The organism is Enterococcus gilvus ATCC BAA-350 (assembly GCF_000407545.1).
GTDB classification, from domain to species: Bacteria; Bacillota; Bacilli; order Lactobacillales; family Enterococcaceae; genus Enterococcus_A; species Enterococcus_A gilvus.
On record NZ_ASWH01000001.1, the window covers coordinates 68,881 to 86,633 of the forward strand.

The 17,753-nt window shown below is 44.6% G+C and carries 19 protein-coding genes; 15 read left to right on the forward strand and 4 right to left on the reverse strand.

Features of this window, described 5'->3' with window-relative positions:
- Nucleotides 1–55: 55 nt before the first annotated feature.
- The 4 genes from I592_RS00325 to I592_RS00340 form a co-directional block, all read right to left on the reverse strand.
- Nucleotides 56–472, reverse strand: a complete 417-nt coding sequence (locus I592_RS00325) for a hypothetical protein (RefSeq protein ID WP_010782226.1) — start codon at nucleotides 470–472, stop codon at nucleotides 56–58.
- Between the two features lie 68 nt (nucleotides 473–540).
- Nucleotides 541–753, reverse strand: coding sequence for a DUF2922 family protein (locus I592_RS00330; RefSeq protein ID WP_010782225.1), 213 nt, complete (start codon nucleotides 751–753; stop codon nucleotides 541–543).
- Between the two features lie 14 nt (nucleotides 754–767).
- Nucleotides 768–971: a hypothetical protein gene (locus tag I592_RS00335; protein ID WP_010782224.1), complete on the reverse strand. Its 204-nt coding sequence runs from the start codon at nucleotides 969–971 to the stop codon at nucleotides 768–770.
- A 255-nt stretch (nucleotides 972–1,226) separates the two neighbouring features.
- Entirely contained in the window at nucleotides 1,227–1,973 is a 747-nt protein-coding gene (locus tag I592_RS00340) for a hypothetical protein (protein ID WP_010782223.1), read from the reverse strand.
- A 540-nt stretch (nucleotides 1,974–2,513) separates the two neighbouring features.
- Between I592_RS00340 and I592_RS00345 the strand changes: the two genes are divergently transcribed.
- From I592_RS00345 to I592_RS00415, 15 genes are all read left to right on the forward strand, one after another.
- Nucleotides 2,514–3,623: a tyrosine-type recombinase/integrase gene (locus I592_RS00345; protein ID WP_010782222.1), complete on the forward strand. Its 1,110-nt coding sequence runs from the start codon at nucleotides 2,514–2,516 to the stop codon at nucleotides 3,621–3,623.
- 367 nt (nucleotides 3,624–3,990) lie between these two features.
- A complete protein-coding gene (locus I592_RS00350; protein ID WP_010782221.1) occupies nucleotides 3,991–4,713 on the forward strand; it encodes a WxL domain-containing protein in 723 nt (240 codons plus the stop codon).
- 61 nt (nucleotides 4,714–4,774) lie between these two features.
- Nucleotides 4,775–5,809: a WxLIP family cell surface protein gene (locus tag I592_RS00355; protein WP_044925942.1), complete on the forward strand. Its 1,035-nt coding sequence runs from the start codon at nucleotides 4,775–4,777 to the stop codon at nucleotides 5,807–5,809.
- Between the two features lie 5 nt (nucleotides 5,810–5,814).
- Complete coding sequence (locus I592_RS00360; RefSeq protein ID WP_010782219.1) at nucleotides 5,815–6,846, forward strand: DUF916 domain-containing protein; 1,032 nt, start codon at nucleotides 5,815–5,817, stop codon at nucleotides 6,844–6,846.
- Nucleotides 6,843–7,172: an LPXTG cell wall anchor domain-containing protein gene (locus I592_RS00365; RefSeq protein ID WP_010782218.1), complete on the forward strand. Its 330-nt coding sequence runs from the start codon at nucleotides 6,843–6,845 to the stop codon at nucleotides 7,170–7,172. Before I592_RS00360 ends, I592_RS00365 begins: the two co-directional genes overlap by 4 nt.
- Nucleotides 7,169–9,658, forward strand: coding sequence for a WxL domain-containing protein (locus tag I592_RS00370; RefSeq protein WP_010782217.1), 2,490 nt, complete (start codon nucleotides 7,169–7,171; stop codon nucleotides 9,656–9,658). Before I592_RS00365 ends, I592_RS00370 begins: the two co-directional genes overlap by 4 nt.
- An 83-nt stretch (nucleotides 9,659–9,741) precedes the next feature.
- A complete protein-coding gene (locus tag I592_RS00375; RefSeq protein WP_010782216.1) occupies nucleotides 9,742–9,957 on the forward strand; it encodes a hypothetical protein in 216 nt (71 codons plus the stop codon).
- Nucleotides 9,958–10,157: 200 nt separating this feature from the next.
- Entirely contained in the window at nucleotides 10,158–12,386 is a 2,229-nt protein-coding gene (locus tag I592_RS00380) for a glucosaminidase domain-containing protein (protein WP_010782215.1), read from the forward strand.
- A gap of 53 nt (nucleotides 12,387–12,439) precedes the next feature.
- Entirely contained in the window at nucleotides 12,440–13,015 is a 576-nt protein-coding gene (gene lepB, locus I592_RS00385) for a signal peptidase I (RefSeq protein ID WP_010782214.1), read from the forward strand.
- Nucleotides 13,016–13,030: 15 nt separating this feature from the next.
- On the forward strand, nucleotides 13,031–13,774 hold the full coding sequence (locus I592_RS00390; protein WP_010782213.1) for a hypothetical protein: 744 nt from the start codon (nucleotides 13,031–13,033) through the stop codon (nucleotides 13,772–13,774).
- 10 nt (nucleotides 13,775–13,784) lie between these two features.
- Complete coding sequence (locus I592_RS00395; RefSeq protein WP_010782212.1) at nucleotides 13,785–14,867, forward strand: hypothetical protein; 1,083 nt, start codon at nucleotides 13,785–13,787, stop codon at nucleotides 14,865–14,867.
- Nucleotides 14,868–14,921: 54 nt separating this feature from the next.
- A complete protein-coding gene (locus I592_RS00400; RefSeq protein ID WP_010782211.1) occupies nucleotides 14,922–15,716 on the forward strand; it encodes a helix-turn-helix domain-containing protein in 795 nt (264 codons plus the stop codon).
- A 97-nt stretch (nucleotides 15,717–15,813) separates the two neighbouring features.
- Nucleotides 15,814–16,530, forward strand: a complete 717-nt coding sequence (locus I592_RS00405) for a DUF1266 domain-containing protein (protein WP_010782210.1) — start codon at nucleotides 15,814–15,816, stop codon at nucleotides 16,528–16,530.
- Nucleotides 16,531–16,672: 142 nt separating this feature from the next.
- Nucleotides 16,673–17,350: an HAD family hydrolase gene (locus tag I592_RS00410; RefSeq protein ID WP_010782209.1), complete on the forward strand. Its 678-nt coding sequence runs from the start codon at nucleotides 16,673–16,675 to the stop codon at nucleotides 17,348–17,350.
- Nucleotides 17,343–17,750 carry a DUF4809 family protein gene (locus I592_RS00415; protein WP_010782208.1) on the forward strand — a complete coding sequence of 136 codons (408 nt, stop codon included), beginning with the start codon at nucleotides 17,343–17,345 and terminating at the stop codon, nucleotides 17,748–17,750. The genes I592_RS00410 and I592_RS00415 overlap by 8 nt, the downstream gene beginning before the upstream one ends.
- Nucleotides 17,751–17,753 lie beyond the last annotated feature (3 nt).

Here is a 17,753-nt window from a genome sequence, read left to right on the forward strand (position 1 = left end):
TTATCCTTTCATTTATAATCTAAGTTTGCGTAGGTAGGTTAATTAATAGTTAGTTTCACGTTTCGGTGGTTTCTATTTTTTCGTTTGCTTCGGTTTCTTCATCGAGACGGACAGGGGACAAAAGGGAACGGACAAGGGACGAAGCCTTTTCCATAAAGTTGCGGACTGGAAACAGCTTCAGTCGCAGCGCCCGAAATTCGGGTGCCATGAAATAGTCCGCAAAGTAATGGAAGAAACGCTTCATGGTACGGGTGGCTTTCGTGTGTAAAAACAAATGACGGACGAGATCCTTGAGGAACCCTTTGAATTCCTGTGCGCCTAATTGTTGGCGAACCTTTGTGGCTAAAATGTATTGGATCGCGGTGCTGCTGTTTTGGGTCAATTGGTAAAAGCGAGTGATGCGGGTTTCTAACGTTGGTGCTTGTAAATGAAACAATTGGCTCTGGTTCAAAGTGATTTTCTGTTCTCTCATGGATATCGTCCTCCTTTATTGTTGAGAGGAGGGCGGGAAAAATTCCGCGACTCCTCAATGGTTATTGGTTAAAAAATCGGTGTTTCGATGGTTTCGACGTACTCGGCACTTTCCACCGTGTCGAATAAAACGACGTTGTCTTTCTTAAATAGCTTCAATCCAGCGAAGCGTTCCAACAGTCCTTTGACTTCACTGGGTTGCTTTGTCGTATCGGGATTGGCGTAGCTCCACGAATGGCTCTTGCCTTCACTGGTTTTAAAAATCGCGACTAATTTGGTCATATTTTCTCCTCCTCCTATTTCACATACCGTGTTTGACTAGTCAAGATCACGCAGTCAAATTCACTGTTCTCTGGGACAAAGGCGGTCATGATCTCGCCTAATTCTAAAATGGCTTCTTCGGTTGGGTCGTCGATCACATTTTGAAAGTTCACTCGTTTCATTTTTTCTAATCCTTGGTCGATCTGTACTTGTACTTTTTTTCCTAATGGTTGAATCATGTTTGTTCCTCCGTTTTCTTTTTTTTTGGTTCCGGCCGGTGACTAAAAGATAGCGGATTCAAAAAAATAAGGCAAACGGCAAATTTGCCTTTTACCCCCCAAATTTGCAGGTTTGAAACGGTCCAATGCGGGTTCTAGCGTTTAAACTGGTAAATTTGGGGGGTGTTTGGTAAATTTGCCAGTTGACAAGACGAAGCAAACGTTGCGAAAATAGAGGATTTTCCCTTGTAAAAAAGTAAGACAAGGCGTGCTCGTCTAAACCAAATTGGCAGATTCACCCGTGGGGGCTTCGGTCTCTAGCTGTTCATAAGCATGTAGGAGCAGAGCGGTGTCGTAGCGTTTGGAGAATTCGCCTAAAGGCATACTGAAGGACTCTAGAAGCAAGCGCTTACTAAGAAGTCGTGAAAAAGGGTGGTTCTCAAAGGCAAGATAGTCAGAGGGTCTTTTTCCTCGCGTTTTAAAGTATAGAAATTCTCTGCGAAGGGTCGCGTAAGCTAGGCAGGTAAGCACGAGGCGCTTCATGAGGCTTCGGCGCTGGAGGGGCAGTACAAATGCGCCTCCGGCAGATAGGTGGGCTAAGGTGAGGCCGTCATGCTCCTCGACGTTAGTGATCCGACAAGGGTTGATCCAGATGGAACGTTCGCCGCCTTCTAATGGACAAAGGGCGAAAAAGGGCGTGAGACAAGGGGCTTTGTATTGACCAAAGGTATGAAAGGATCTTAGGCACGTACTCATGACCCTATACTCCGCAAAAGAGTAAGCCGCGGCGTATTCCTGTAGTGTCTCCAAAGGATTTTTCGGACTGTAATAAAAAGTATCTGAGGCAAGCAGCAACGAACCCTCCTTCAAAGGATTGGGTAAAATAATATCGATCTCCTTGATAGCCAAAGGGTCGAAAGGCAGTGCGCAGGCCATAGCCGCTTTCCATAGGACCGAATCCCCCTGATCATCAAAATATCCTCGTGTGTCATCTGTTCCCCAATGTGCAAAAAACGTTGTCATAAAAATTCCTCCTAAAACTTATAATAGTTACAAGAAGATAATACGATAAGTTGAAAGAAAATAATTGTTTTATTTTCGATGTTTGGAAAATTAAATAACAATATCTTTTTTAAACAGTAAATAAATATTAAAAATAAATAAATTAATAAAAATGCGTGCAAAACAAATTTAATTGAATATAATAAAAATAGTATCTTCTTTATTAGATAAAGAAGATACTATTTGGGTTTCGTTAGCGTATTTGTGGGCATAATAAGAAAATTATTACATAAATATTTCTTAGTCTTATGAAAACTAAGATTAAATTGCAAGTAATACTATTTATTTAAATTTTCTCAATCTTTATTAATTAAATTATAAATTAAATACTATTGGTATGCAATATTGTTTTTCGAAATAATCAAAATAAAAATAATTTCTCATCGCATTTTTATTTTATTGACCAAAAAGGATGCACGAATCAAATTAAAAAGGCGTTTATGGCAAAAAAATCTTTTGCCGTCAAAATAACCGTCAAATTATTAGAAAGGATCACATATTATGCGAAAAGGCGAAAATATCTATTATCGAAAGGATGGCCGTTGGGAAGGCCGCTATATCAAAGGGAAAAAAGCAGATGGAAAGACAAAATACGGCTCTGTGTATGGAAAGACATTTCAAGAGGTGCGTAGGAAGTTGTATCCATTAAAGGCGAAGTATCAAGAGATTCGAGAAACACAAGGGGAAACCTCTATGAGCTTTCACGAATGGGGCATTCGCTGGCTGAACGAGGTCAAAACTGAAATCAAACAATCGACCTATGCAAACTATGAGTACAAGCTTGAACACTATGTTTTCTATGAGATCGGAGAATATAGTTTGAATGAACTTGATGAATCGGTGGCACAACTGTTGGTGCAGCGTTTAAATAGAAGAAAACTAAAAAGCTCCACGATTCAGGCGATTTTTCGAATCATCAATCAAACGATGAATCAAGCCATTCGTCAGAAAAGAATCACGGATAATCCTTTTTTAGCCATTCGATTTCCGAAAATGCCGAAGAAAAAGAAGCAAGCATTAACGAAAATTGAGCAAAAACGATTGGAAAAAACAGCGCTGGCAGAAAAGAAGGGACGTGGGATACCCATTCTCTTAGCACTGCACGCGGGATTGCGCATCGGTGAAATTTCTGCGCTTAAATGGGAAGATATTGATTTTGAAACCAACCAGATTCACGTGGATTCTACTTATCAACGGGTCATTGACTCTACAAATAGGGAAGAAAAAACGACATTGATCTATACACGTTCCAAAACAGAGTCCTCTGTTCGGACGATCCCGATTAGTCAGACGTTGCGAAAAACATTGCTTCAATACAAAAAAAGAGCGACTGGCGCCTTTATTTGTTCAAGGAAGGATGAACCCTCCGAACCGAGATTGCTAACGTATCACTTTCATCGATTGCGCGAAAAAGCAGGGCTGGCGACGATTCATTTTCATCAGCTCCGACATACGTTTGCGACTCGTTGCGTGGAAAGCAATGGCGATATTGTCAGTATTAGTGCTTTGATGGGACACAGTTCGTCGAAAATGACGTTGGATACCTATGCAGATGCCATGATGGAGCAGCGGGTACAAGTAGTTCACCAAATGGAAAAAGCTATTTCTTAAAAGCGTTTTCAAAAAATGAGCGCATTTTTAAGAGAGGCTTTTTTTGCTTTTTTGAGGTAAGCGCTTCCCTTTCCCAAAATCTAAAAATTAAGATTTTCTTATTTTTTTATTGATTTAAAAAAATTTTTTTGTCGGATTTTTTGTTATTTCACAAACTCAAAGACCGTCAGACACCGTCAAGGGCAGGCTAGAAACCTTTTAAGCTAGGATTCTAACAATCATTCTTAGTTTTCATAAGACTAAGAAAGTTTTTCAAGAAATATACAAGAAAAATAGTATCACAGTTTCTCATAATTTGTATCCTTGGTGTCAGATTCTTTCGGGAATTTTGATATATAAATTAAAACGAAAAAGGAGAGAGAACAAAATGAAAGCAAAGAAAATCTTAGTTGGTATTCTGAGCACCACACTCGTAGGGGGCATATTGGTTAGTGGCGCAGCCGCTCAAGCAGCGACTTACGGAGGGACTTCAGACGCAAACGCAAAATTCAAGGCCGGAGAAATCATTACACCGCCGGTAACACCACCCGTTGTTCCACCAGTAACACCACCAGCATCAGACTTCGGTCTCTTGTATACACCGACGGAGTTCAACTTCAAAGAAACGCAAGTTCGTTCGACACCAGGTACGTACAGTATCGAAATCGATCCGACTTGGGAAATCGCGGAACCAGGAGCGAACCCGTTGAAGAAACACGTAGGTATGGGGGATGTTCGAGGAACACAAGCTGGTTGGAAATTAGAAGCAGAATTAAATGCTTGGTCGACTGGCGCAGTAGGAAATATCACAGGCTCTGAGATTCAGATCGATACAACCGAGTTACAAGAAATCATTGATCCAAGTTTAGACGCACCAACAGGGATCGGCACGATCGTCTCTACAGCACAAGCACCAGATATTACGCCTACATCGATTACGTTAGCACCGGGAACTGCGGCTGTCGTAATGTCTGCATCGAATACCAAGGGTCAAGGGTATTGGGATACAGGAATGGAAGATATCACATTGGAAGTGCCAGCTACAGCGAACCCGATCGCAGGTGAAACTTACACCAGCACCGTGGACTGGACATTGACAGATGCGCCATAAATAGAAATAAACAGGGGCTGGGGATAGTTCCCTAGTCCTTTATTTGTTGGAGGAAAGAATGATGCGGACAAAACGAGCGCTGCTTTTTGCATTAGTGTTGATGATGGGCTTTTCCCTCGGACGACCATCGATCGTATTCGGGGATGATAAAAAGAAAGAAGATCCGACTAATTTTACAGTGAAAGCCATCCCATCAGATCACCAAATCGATAAGTCGAAAAGTTACTTTGATGTGATGGGAAAGCCGAACGAAGAAATCACCCTGCGGTACAAGATCGCGAACAACTCAGGCGTGAAGCAGACATATCTGATCTCTGTCAACAGTGCATCGACGAATAAGAACGGCTTGATCAACTATAAGGTCAACAACAAAGAAAAATCACTGCCCGTTTCTTTATCAGAGATCACGGAAGTACCGAAAGAAGTGACGATACCGGCTGTTAGCGACAAAGAAATCGCTGTAAAGGTGAAGCTGCCTGCCGATCCTTTTCAAGGGGTACTTGTCGGGGCGATCCATACGAGATTAAAAGAAGAAGTCAAGAGCACGGATGGAAGTGCCATGTCGGTCAAGAATACCTATGGCTACATTATCGGGATCGTCGTGACCGAGAGTGAGAATCAGCCCCTCTCAAAAGGAGAAAAGCTGGAATTAAAATCTGTGGAGAACAAGATCGACATTGGGAAAAAAGTGTTTCATGCGAATCTTTTGAATCCTCAATCCGCGATCTTCGAACCGTTAGCGATCACCGCGACCATCACGGGAAAAAATGGTGGGGAAGCTATCGCGACAAAAGAGATCGAAAATGGACGGATCGCGCCGCATTCTGTGTTGCCTCTTGAATTGGATTGGGGCGCAGGTGTTTTGGCGGCAGGGGATTATAAGTACAAGATCCATGCCCAGTCGAATGACGAAGAATGGACATTCGAAGACAGTTTCACCATCACACAAGAAGAAGCGAAGAAACTTAACAAAGAAGCAGATGTTCAAGTTCGAGTGCCGCAGATTTGGTGGAAAGCATTTTACGGAGTATCAGCAGTCACAGGACTTTCTCTAGTATTCATGTGTTTACGGGCGATCCGACGCAAAAGGTCGTGAGAATAATGAAGAGACGTGCGCTGTTTCTCTCTGTTCTTTTACTTAGCCTTTTTTCTCCATTGGCCGTTGTTTTTGCGGATGAGACAAAGAAGGAGCAGCCCTTGCCGTTTTATGTTCAGCCGGTCTTACCAGAGAATCAACTGGATTCTTCTGTCGGGTATTTCTACTTGCCCAGTACGCCGAACAACAGGCAAGAAGTTGCCATTTCAATAGAAAATCGATCAAAGAAAAAGCAAGTGTATCAAGTAGACGTGTTGCCGGGTGCGACGAATAAGAACGGTGTATTGAGCTTTACGACTGTCGGATTTCAAGCCAAGCAACCGAATATTTCAACACTTGTGAAACCAAAACAGGACAAAGTAACCATCCCAGCAGGGAAGAAAAAAAGAGTCACACTCGTTGTTGATTCTCCAAAAAAGAGCTTTTCTGGAATCCTTCTAGGAGGCGTCAAGGTGTCTCAAGCCCCTAGCAGGTCAAAAGAAAAAAAGGGCATGCGTGTCAAAAATAATTTGGATTATATGATCGGGTTCGTACTGGCGGGGGATGAGAAGAGTCCGCTATACAGTATTGAAAAACCAAAACTGGTGGAGGTCTCCGCCAAGAGCCGAGGAAAACACAATTTTGTAAAGGTGGTATTTGAACACCCGTATCCCTTTATTATGGAAAATGTCGTTTTCCAAAGCAGTATCTACGATCAAAAAAAGAACAAATTGGTTTCTAAGAAAACGATAGAGGACGTCAAACTTGCCCCTCATACGCTCTTTTCTCCTGAGATGGATTGGGAGTATGCACAATTAGAAGCAGGGAAGTATCGCTATCAAGGAACCGTTAAAATTGGAAATCAAACGTGGAAATATAAAAAGAACTTTTCTGTCAGTGACGCACAGGCAAAGAAAATTCGGGAAGATTATCAAACAAGAATTGCGATTTCTAATCGTTGGTTTGTCTTTGTTGGGATTTTAGCGATAGGTACCTTAAGCATTCTTATTCTTGTTGTATGGAGATACTATCAACGAATAAAGGAGGGGGTTCGATGAAAAAGAAACTATTAATCGCTTTTATAGGGCTTGTTTTTAGTTCTACGGCATTTGGGCTGACGGCTCGAGCAGACAGCTATCTTGGCGGAAGCAAGACAAACGTCAGCTTTGTCGATAAACGAAAAGCACCTGAAGAACCAAAAGAAGAAACAAAGATCACGAAGACGAAGAATCAAACGTTCCATGAAGAAGAAACACACTCGTCGAAGAAGGCGTATCCGCAAACCGGATCGATCGTTCAACAGGGAATCAGTATCCTCGGTATCATTGTCGTATTTTCCGCCCTGATTCTTTACTTTGTAAAGAATAGGAGGGAGAAGACGTGAAGAAGCTGAAAAAAATTCTCTCTTGGGGAATCACCGTAGCATCCTTGATGGTTGTATTGGTAGGGATGCCTATGGATGTGTTTGCGAATCCGGCAATGAATCGGCCGCATGATTTTGATGTAGAGTTCAATGCAAAGTTTTTATTTCCTGATGGTACAGATGCTAAAAACTTGAATATTACGGCTGAACGATGGCGTGCAGATTATAACAATATGACCTTGGCATCGACTACTAAGTTAGCAACATTACCTGATAAAATCCCTTATGATGCTGGGTTGCAACGATACCATATTTCTGGAGCTTTTGTTCAAAATAATGTAACGGGTTGGGGCGCTTGGTCTAATAACGCATCTGACTGTAAAGGAATCTACTTTTACTACAAGAATCTAACGATCAGCGATATGGCTTATATCAAAACGATTACGCCGATTCAAAAAACATATTCAGATGAGCTGCTCGGATGGTATTACCCATCTGCTATAGGGAGTGCATCCTCACTTGGAAGAAGTATACGTAACATTGATACATTTAATATGCATTATGTTCGGTCAGGTGGGAAAATATACTACCGTTCTGTAAGTCCTATTTATTGGCCGCCAACGGATGCCGTTCCATTTAGCGCACATCGAGGCTGGGCTTCCAGATCCCCTTGGTCAAACACATATTTATATGATTATGTAGGGAAAGAAAATGGGATGAATTCCGCAAACAACCAAGTTATCACTTTCCGAGTAAATCCCTTCCAAATCAAAGAAAACTTTGTCAATAAAGCAGGGGCGAACATTACACCGCCGACTGGCTACACGCAAGGGAAGTTGACGGATGCGGATGCGGAGCAATTTACCCATACGATGACGGGGACTTTGCCGGATGTGTATACGACAGGCGGGAAGACCTATGTGCTGCAAGGCTCATATAATGGAAAGACGAAGCCTGGGACATTGGATCAGACGAATCCGCCGACGATCTCGGTAGATTACACGGATTCATCGATCACGAACTTTGACGACGCGGGACAGATCACCGTCGTCTACGCGGAAGCGAAGAATGTCACAGAGAAGCATATCGAACAATCGGGTTCTTCGATTGATTCGGGTCTTTGGGACCCTGCTTCGCCGAAACCGATCGTGATCAATGAAAACCTGACGATTCCTTATACTGTCGGAGAGAACAAAACAGATAGCGGGAATACAACGTGGGAATATGTCGGCTGGAAATATTCGACTGATCCGGCGAATACTGTAAAAACGACATTGAAGACGGATCAGATCACCGCGGACAAAACGGTGCAATACATCTTCAAAAAAGTTTCTCGTAAGATCAAGCAATCGTGGGTCGATGCCGATACACCAAGCAGCTTGGTCAATTTGACGACGAATCCAGACACCTCGGAAAAAGTCGGAGACAATGAGTCGTTCACGTCGACGCCCGCAGCGATCCTTACCGATAAGAGCGGGGATGATTGGGATTATGTTGGCTGGGAGGACGTGACCAATGATTCGGGCACCGTTCATACGACGCCTGTCAATCTGGCGAATATCAAGACCGATACGGAGATCAACTACCACTATCGCAGAAAGAATACTGAAGCCACCTTGAACCTGACTCCTGATGCGGCGATCATCGCGAATGGCGATACGATCTCTTGGACGTCACGGTTGGAAAATACAGGCTCCACAAAATTAAAGGACATGATTTTGAAGGCGACGAGCAATTGGGCCACGGGATTGACACATCCGGTGACCGTACAGATCAAGCCTGCTGGAAAACCTGTGCAGACCTTTACCGTAGGCGCAGGGGACTGGACGTCAGGCGTTGCGTTGACAGGTGTGGAGATCCCGAATACCGCAGGAAGCAATTACGCGGATATCACCTTCACGACTACTGGAACAGGCGCGATCAATCAGGTCTTGCCAGCGGAGATCGAAGTATCAGGAAACATGGTCTCTTCTGTCAAAGCAGACAATTTTGTGCGAATCGATGATCCTGACGAACCGAATCTGGAGCCGACGGACAGCGGATTGATCAACATTCCGAATTTCTATTTTGGGACTGTATCAGTGAATCCTTCCGCACAGGTAAAAGGACTGGACGCGTCAGAATATCAATCAGGCTACAAGCCTTATATTCGACTGATCGATCAGGAGAGTATGGCTGGCTGGGATCTGAAGGTTCGATTGGGACAGTTTACGAGCGGGACGAATACCTTGCCGGTGAACACGCAGATCGAATTGAAAAACGGCAGCTTGAAAGAAGTGATGAATTATAACAAGGGCAGTGAAGCATTGAGTGCCGTCGCATCGTTATCAACGGTCGCGATCAATTCAGACAGTACGGATACTCAGCTTGCCAGCTTTACGAATCAAGGGGTTTATCACATCGACTATGGTTTTTCAGATGTTGAATTGAAGATCCCTGGAAATGTAGGGAACGCGGGCAGTTCGTATACGGCGAACATGAATTGGACGTTGTCAACGACACCTTAGAAGACCTTTAAACAAGCCGGTCTGAATGAAGAAACAGCCAGTCAGAGTCTCTCTGACAATCTTATTGTACGAGGAGAAGAAGTATGTATACGTATGTTTGGATATCTGCAGCAATCGGGGGCGTCGTGTTTATCTTATCTGTTTTTTTCTTAATGAGAGACATGTCTTACTGTGATCAAAACGGGAAACTAAAAGGGTTTTATCTGATGCCGAATTTTGGCTTATTCATCTTGGCAATAGGCTGGATCGCTATGGCTGTCGCGCTGTATCTAATGATTCAAAAACAGTTAGTTGGATAGAGCAACGCCTATAAATAGATATCTTTAGCTAGAGACTGGTTTGTAAAAGAACGGGTCTCTAGCTTACATAAATTTGACTAAAACATGACGGATAGTCGTCATGCACGCTTTTGATAAGCGTTTATATGAGTGGCCTCCGCTGAGGTTGGGTCATTTTTGTTGGGTGGAGAACGATGGATTTTAAGAAAGGAACTCTTTGTATGAAAAAAGTAATTGTGGGTATTTGCGGCGGGCTGATCCTGCTTAGTATCCTTATCAGCCTAAGAAGCGGTGCCTTAAAAGCTGGGGAGCTTACCGAGGAATCGTCCACAATAGACGTGAGTGTCACGGAAGCTTCTCAAGAAAGCGTCGTCCCTTCAGTAGAAGAAAGTGTACAGGCACCGCTGATCGAAGAGGGAGAGGCTGATGTGAGCGAGGCACCTCTTTTAGAGCCAGACGCACCAGAAGCGAGCACGGAAACGAGTACGTCTGAAACGACACCTCCAGAGACATCGACGACTACGGATGAATCTGCGGAGGCGAGTTCTACAACGGAGTCTTCAAGTATATCCAGTTCGAGCACCTCTAGCAGCAGCTCGACAAAACCGTCCGCAAGCAGTACGGGATCAAGCAGCAAAGACACCACTTCAACGAGCTCTACGCAGTCGAGCAGTTCGACGATTCCGAGTACGACGATGTCTAGTACGGGGCAAATACAGGAGTCAACAAGCAGCTCGGCAGCCACGGTTCCTTCGACGAGTCAGAGTCAGGAGCAGACACCGCCGCCTGCGAATCCGGCACCTGCTGCCCCTGCGCAAGGAGCCACGGGCGTCGCAGAACGCACACCAGAAACGGCAGCTCCAAGTGTGCAGCCACAGTCGGTCTTTGCGCCGCGTGCGCCGGAGGCTTTTTCTGAAACGAGCACCTTGAACTTGCCGAATGAATTAAAAACAAGTGACGTTGCGCAATCAGACTTGAAGGGCTTTGAACTGCCGTTGCTTCAAAGGCTTGAACATAAAGCTCACGGGGCATTGATCTATGAAGGGATCAAGCAACTGGGGGTCGACCAAGCAGCGACGTTTGATACAGAGCAGTTGGCGCAGGAGCTGTATCAGTCCCTCTTTGCGATCGATACGGCAGGAACGCCTGAAAAATTATCAGAGGAGCTGACCATCGGCAGTCTGATCTATCAAGAGAAGAAGGGACAGCCTGTCATATTGGGAATCTACATTGGCGACAATTATTACTTAGCCGCAGCAGATGTGAAGCGTGACAAAGAAGAAAAGTTGGAAACGACTACAGAAGAAACGACGACAAAACGGCAAGCAAAAACAACGTCAACGGCGACAGAAGAAGAAGCGACAGAAGGGCAAGAAGCCACGCAGCGACAAGTGGTCGTGGCGCCTTTGGACTTAGAAGAGGCGCTTCTTGTACAGGCGTTGCCAGAGGTCACATTGACGGCTTACGGGCAAGAAGTATTGGCGGCGTATCCGGCGGCGATGGCGATTACTGAAACGGCTAGAGCAAAAGCGTTTATCGAAACGATCGGAGACGATGCACAGAAATTGGGGCAGGATTACGATGTCTTTGCCTCTGTGATGATCGCCCAAGCCTTATTAGAAAGCGGCTCTGGAACGAGTACCTTGTCCTTGCCGCCGAATCATAATCTATTTGGTGTCAAAGGAACCTACAAAGGGCAGTCCGTCTCGATGGCTACGCAAGAGGACCGCGGCAATGGGGAGCTGTATTCGATCGATTCCGCCTTCCGAAAATACCCGAATTATACAGCCTCACTTGGTGATTATGTGACGTTGCTGCGGAGCGGGATCTCCGGGAATGCCGGGTACTATCAGAAAACGTGGCGTTCCAATGCGAAGAATTATTTGCGGACGACCAGCGCATTGACGGGTACGTACGCAACGGATACCTCTTATGGGCAGAAATTGAATTCGATCATCGCGCTGTACCATTTGACCCGCTACGATCAAGTGAAGGTTGAAAAAGGCTCGGGAGTCTTCATTAAAGGAAAAGAGGAGATTCCAGCAGAGTATAGGAATCTGATGCGCTATCCAGATTACAACGGCATCGACTACAACGCCTCTGGTTCTTACCCTGTGGGGCAATGTACATGGTACGCCTTCAATCGGGTGAATCAGCTTGGAAAAAGCGTCGATGATTACATGGGCAACGGCGGCGAATGGGCAGCTAAAGGAAAGGCATTAGGCTACGAAGTGAGTCAGACGCCGAAAGCCGGCTGGTTGATCTCCTTCAGTCCCGGAACGGCGGGCTCAGATCCGCGGTATGGTCATGTGGCCTTCGTTGAAGCGGTACGTCCAGAAGGAATACTGATCTCTGAGGGCAATGTCTACGGGGGAACGATCATCTCGTATCGCGTGATCGATCATGCGCTGGCAACCTCTGCCAATATTTCGTATATCAAAGCAAAATAAATGTCCTTCTAGAAGGAGGACGGTATCAACATGGAAAAGGAGAAACGTAACGTATGTCGAATGTTCGAACCCGTCAACCCAACAGTGAAGGACCGCCACAGCGTTCGATCGCGAAGAGCCTGATCCTGACCGTCTTGACCATCTGTCTAGTGGTGGTGAGTATCGGCTCGGTCCAACTGATACGCAGGGTGTACAGCTTTCATCCGATCTCGGGCACGTCGATGAGTCCTGCTTTGACAGAAAAGGACATGGTGCTGGTAAAAAAGAAGGAGAAGATCCTGCGCTATGATGTCATTGCTTTTTCTGTGGAGAGTGAAAAAGGAAATTTCGTCAAACGAGTGATCGGGATGCCGGGAGACACGATGTTCATTCGCAATGACCGGATGATCATAAATATTGGGGAATATGGGGATTTTGAAACCACGTACACTTTTCAATTGTCCCCCGCGGTCTCCGAAGAATTCCAATCATTGACCAAGATTCCGGAAGGGGTGTATTTTACGATCGGTGATCATGTCGATGTATCAAAAGACAGTCGAACATTTGGTTTTGTACAAGAAAGGAAGATCGAAGGCACTGTCCAGTTTCACCTTCCGACCTTGATCGCCACGAAGGCGGAAACTGAGTAGAAAAGGAGAAAAAAAGTGTGGATCATTAACTGGATCAGTGTGGGATTGCTGCTTATCGGCTTGTTTGTCTGGGCTAGACGGATGTTTATCAAAGTACAGCTCGAGCGCATCCCTTTTCAACAGAACACCTCTTTCTCTTTTCAGAGGAAGCTGGACTATGTCAAACAATCGGAGCAAACAAAACACGTGTCTGCGCTTTTGTATCTGATCTTCATTCTATCGGTAGGCATGCTTTTGATGACCTACAGTCTGTTTCAAATCGACCAGGAGCTTCAAAGCATGAAGGCTCGGAACAGCTTACTGAGGGATGAACTCTATACGCTGAAAAAGGCGCAGACGCAAATCATCACAAAATTGCCGATCAAACCGTACCCGTCTAAAGGCATTGGCTTGAAAAATTATGCTTGGGAAGAGCTGTTTTCTGAAGAAAGCCGAGAGAAGCAATATGAGATCGAGATCGACCTGTCGGATAAAGTGAGTTCGTATTTTGGACTATCGACGACACTGATCGTTTTAGATGTTCCCTCAAAGACGATGAATATCGCGCTGGCTGGCGATTCTGGAAATGAAGAGAATCGAAAACAAATCAAACAGAACATCCGTGCTTTTGTGAAAGAGGCAGAGGACGTTGAAAACATTACACAGGTCAATTTTCAAATGAATCTGATGAATGATAGAGACAAGAAAAAAGTCTATAGTTGTACGTTCTCTCGTGAGAATGGAGAAGAAGAATTTTCGTTGATCAAAGAGGAAGAGTAGGAGGAGAAAAATGAGCGCACTGCAAAAAAAGAGTGGATGGTTCTTTAATAAGAACATCATTGATGAAATTAATTCTGTACCAGAGGACATGGTCAAGGACAATGAGCAAAACGTGACATCATTGCCTGAGAAATTAACGACAAAGCAATCTGGGGAGATCAAAGAATTGAAACGGCTGATTTTTGAAAAGGAGCAGGTTTTCCAGAATTATAAAAAGGAAATGGCGACAAAAAATCAACAGCTGACAAAGGAAAACGAGAACTATCGCCAGTCTGTTTTGCGAATGGGCGAAGAGAAGGTCCAAAACGGCCGCCAGATCCAAGATTTGGAGACGGAAGTTCGTCGTCTGCAACGGGAGATCCATCGTTTAGAAGAAAACAAAGAGATGCGCACGCTGGAAGAGAACTTGACGCAAGCGAAAAAGGAAATCGATTCTTTACGTTCTTCATTGGACCATCTCCGCAGCGTGGAGGCGGAAGTGCAGGAGTCGAAACAAAAATACAATGAATTACTGATGGAACGGAATGCGGAATCAGGTCAGCGTCAAGAGAAGATTTCAGGTCTGGAAAAACAACTAGAAGCGCTCACGGCAGAAATGACGAAGAGCGAGGAGCAAGTCCTTCAGCTTGATCAGCTCGTCAACGAGAAGAATCAATTGATCGAGCAGCTTCTGCAAGAACAGGAACAACAAAATATCGCGATTGAAGGCGAAGTCGTCTCTGAATTGCAGCATCAGCTGATGGTCATCCAAAAGGAAAATGATCAATTGAAACAAGATGCCATTCTTTCCCAGCAGGAGATAGGTGAAGTGCTGATCTCAGCTCGGAAACAAGCAAATCGTATGGTAGAAAAAGCCAAACTGGACGCACAGCGGATCATTCAAAACTCGGAATCTGAAATGCAGACGATCCACGATCGTGCAAAAGAGATCTCCTTTGAGGTGGAGGAATCGCGTCAAGCTATTTTAGGAATCTACGAAGAGTTAAAGAGTCGCACGGATCAATTAATGTTGCGTAAGCTGCCAAACACAGAAGAGGTCAAGGAGCGCTACGACTTTTCAAAAACGACGATCATGGCTCACAAGGATGCGTAGGGCCGATCGGGAATAGTCGCTGGGAAAAGTTTTGAAACGTGAAGGGAGAATACAATGAACCGAATTTTGATTCTAACTAAAAATATTTTAGCCGAGCAAGAGATTCAACAAAAATTGCAAGTATTGAATTATGAGGTTTATTGTTCAGCCGCAGTTTTTGAGTATTGCAGTCATCAATTGAAGCAACTGGATTTGTTCAAATACTTTCCCAATGTTATTTTGAGTGAAAGTATTTGTGAATCTGAGATCACGAAGATCCTTCCCCTGCTAAAGGAGTATCCGCTAAATGTGATCCGCAAGGTAGAAACCAAATTGACGGAACTCGAGCAAACCTATTTAGAGGGCGAGCAGCTCCATGCGATTATTTCAACGAGTGATTCCAGCGATGAGCTTCGCGAATGTATGTATAAATTGAAAAAACGCATGGAAGAAAGTGGGGAGCAGGCAGCTAATGACAAGGTGGTCCAGCTCTCAGGCAAGGTTTCCTTGCTGCATGCCCAGCCGTCGAAAGCACTTGAACTGACGACGGAGGAAGCATTGAAGCTGAATGATGCGATGCATCGATTGTCACAAACAGAGATGAAGATCCTGTCTATCCTGCTGAATGCCGGCAATCATGTCGTGACGAGAGAGACGATTTGTCAAAAGGTCTGGAATGAAGAGCCAAGCAATTCCCATCTGGCCTCGTTGTCGAATACGATCTCTAGGATCAGAACGAAATTTGAGCATGTCGATATAGGAAATGAGGCGATCCATACGATGTGGGGCAGAGGGTATCGGATCAATCAAGAACTATTGAAGAAAATCCAGAAGGACGAGAACATCAATCGATTTTTGAAGAACGGGTAATGAAAAGAATAGCTATCATGAAATCAGGGGCCTTTTAGGAAACTCTGATTTTTTTATGAGATAGGACCATTGAGAATAGAAGGGAAGAGACACGGCGATGAATTTATTTCAAATGGAAAAACTATTGATGGGGCTGTTTGTGCTAGCGATCCTTTTTATGCTTTATCGAGGAATCGCAGCGCCGCTACTGGATCGCTTGCACCACCGAAAGGCTCCGAAGGTACGTGCAGAGGCGATGAGTGAGCTGCAGCTGCAAGGGGTCTTATATGGGACCTTTATTTCGGCACTCAATCGCGATGCGTTTGCCTCTTTAGATTCACGGATCGATTATGCAGGCTATCGCAAAGTCTTAAAACGGCAATGGGCAGTAACGAATCATGATTCTGCTATTGAGGCATTGGATAATTTGGCGTGTATGACTCATTCGAGGTATTTTGATCAGATGCTTCAACTAAATTTTTCGGCTTATGAAAAAACAATCAAGAAAACCGTGGGGCAGCTTGATTTAACCAGCTGTCCATACGAGCGGCCTGAAGAATTTACCGTTTACGGCTGGGATGTGGTTCGTTTATCCGCATTGGCTAAATGGTGTTTCTGGTTAGGGTACATTTCTGAACAAGAATTAAATGGGTATTTTGCGGTATGTATCCAATTGTGCAATGAGCGGGGCCGTGATTGGGATGAATTTGCTTATTCCTACCTACTCGGCAGAACAATGCATGGCTTCAAGCCGCGAAATCTTCCGAAAATGATGAAGATGTGTTTACCAAATTTAAAAAAGTATCCGTTTAAAGAAACCGAAAAAACGGTTTAAAGGAAGAGCAGACTGTCTGTTTTATGACGTGTTGGAAAAGCATACAGGGAATGATCCTCCAAACAAATTCTTCATTAAAGCGTTTCCTATGGTAAACTATTCCAAGAATGTATCTTATACAAGAGGTTCAAGGAGGGTACCAATGTTAGAAGCGATTATTTTCGATATGGATGGTGTATTGGTTGATTCTGAATATACGTATTTCCAAAGTAAATCACAGATTTTAAAAGAAGCGGGCCATGAGGTGGAGGAGAGTTACCATTTTCAGTTCATGGGAACGACGAGTGACTATATGTGGGAGCAAATGAAACAAGAATTTTCATTGCCGTTGTCGGTACCGGAATATGTGGAAGAGATGACCGCGCTGCGTCAAGAGATGATCCAGCGAGATGGCGTACAGGTGATTCCTCACGCTCAAGCGTTCGTGAAGCGTTTGTATGAGGGCGGCTTGAAATTGGCGGTGGCGTCGTCCTCTTCATTGGCGGAAATCAAAAAGAACTTAGTGGAGATCGGCTTGTCGGAGTATTTTTCAGAGGTCGTCAGCACAGAGGAAGTTACCCATTCGAAGCCAGCACCCGATGTGTATTTAGCAGCAGCGGAACGTATCGGGATTCGCCCTGAACATTGTTTAGGGATCGAAGACACAAAGAATGGAACGGGTGCAGTTCGCAATGCAGGGATGGTCTGTGTGGGATTCGCGAATCCAGCGTTTCCAAAGCAGGATTTGGCTCATGCGGATGTCGTTGTCTCTTCATTTGAGACCGAAGATGCCGCGTCATTGGCGAAAATCTACGAAGAAGTGAGGGCACAGGATGCCTAGAGCAGCGATCTCCAGCAAAGCTTTTTTGATAGAGGGCGGCTGCAATGCCTGCGGGCTGCAAAGCACGGAGACCTTCACGATCCATTTTGAAGACCAGCGTTCCGCAATAGTGGACCAGTTAGATGTTCCCTCATTAGTCCAAGCGATCGCGCAAAAAAATGGCTGGCGCGAGTCGATCATTCCTGTAGGAATCAGTGAAGAAGAGGTTGTTTTGAAAAAGGATGCGCAGGTAGTAAAGCCTAAAATCCTTGGGGATCAGATTCTTTATCAGGCGCAGGGGCAGCGCCTCCAAACCAAGCAGCGCTTCGAACAGACGGAAGCTTTATTTGAGCAGGTCAATCAGATTTTGACACAGCTTTTTGGAATCGAACCTTATGAGATTAGACTAGCGGTCGACTAGTTC

Excerpts from the sequence above, each read along its gene's own strand:
- I592_RS00325 (WP_010782226.1), bottom strand. The coding sequence starts at position 472 with ATGAGAGAACAGAAAATCACTTTGAACCAGAGCCAATTGTTTCATTTA.
- I592_RS00330 (WP_010782225.1), bottom strand. The coding sequence starts at position 753 with ATGACCAAATTAGTCGCGATTTTTAAAACCAGTGAAGGCAAGAGCCAT.
- I592_RS00335 (WP_010782224.1), bottom strand. The coding sequence starts at position 971 with ATGATTCAACCATTAGGAAAAAAAGTACAAGTACAGATCGACCAAGGA.
- I592_RS00340 (WP_010782223.1), bottom strand. The coding sequence starts at position 1,973 with ATGACAACGTTTTTTGCACATTGGGGAACAGATGACACACGAGGATAT.
- I592_RS00345 (WP_010782222.1), top strand. The coding sequence starts at position 2,514 with ATGCGAAAAGGCGAAAATATCTATTATCGAAAGGATGGCCGTTGGGAA.
- I592_RS00350 (WP_010782221.1), top strand. The coding sequence starts at position 3,991 with ATGAAAGCAAAGAAAATCTTAGTTGGTATTCTGAGCACCACACTCGTA.
- I592_RS00355 (WP_044925942.1), top strand. The coding sequence starts at position 4,775 with ATGCGGACAAAACGAGCGCTGCTTTTTGCATTAGTGTTGATGATGGGC.
- I592_RS00360 (WP_010782219.1), top strand. The coding sequence starts at position 5,815 with ATGAAGAGACGTGCGCTGTTTCTCTCTGTTCTTTTACTTAGCCTTTTT.
- I592_RS00365 (WP_010782218.1), top strand. The coding sequence starts at position 6,843 with ATGAAAAAGAAACTATTAATCGCTTTTATAGGGCTTGTTTTTAGTTCT.
- I592_RS00375 (WP_010782216.1), top strand. The coding sequence starts at position 9,742 with ATGTATACGTATGTTTGGATATCTGCAGCAATCGGGGGCGTCGTGTTT.
- I592_RS00380 (WP_010782215.1), top strand. The coding sequence starts at position 10,158 with ATGAAAAAAGTAATTGTGGGTATTTGCGGCGGGCTGATCCTGCTTAGT.
- lepB (WP_010782214.1), top strand. The coding sequence starts at position 12,440 with ATGTCGAATGTTCGAACCCGTCAACCCAACAGTGAAGGACCGCCACAG.
- I592_RS00395 (WP_010782212.1), top strand. The coding sequence starts at position 13,785 with ATGAGCGCACTGCAAAAAAAGAGTGGATGGTTCTTTAATAAGAACATC.
- I592_RS00400 (WP_010782211.1), top strand. The coding sequence starts at position 14,922 with ATGAACCGAATTTTGATTCTAACTAAAAATATTTTAGCCGAGCAAGAG.
- I592_RS00405 (WP_010782210.1), top strand. The coding sequence starts at position 15,814 with ATGAATTTATTTCAAATGGAAAAACTATTGATGGGGCTGTTTGTGCTA.
- I592_RS00410 (WP_010782209.1), top strand. The coding sequence starts at position 16,673 with ATGTTAGAAGCGATTATTTTCGATATGGATGGTGTATTGGTTGATTCT.
- I592_RS00415 (WP_010782208.1), top strand. The coding sequence starts at position 17,343 with ATGCCTAGAGCAGCGATCTCCAGCAAAGCTTTTTTGATAGAGGGCGGC.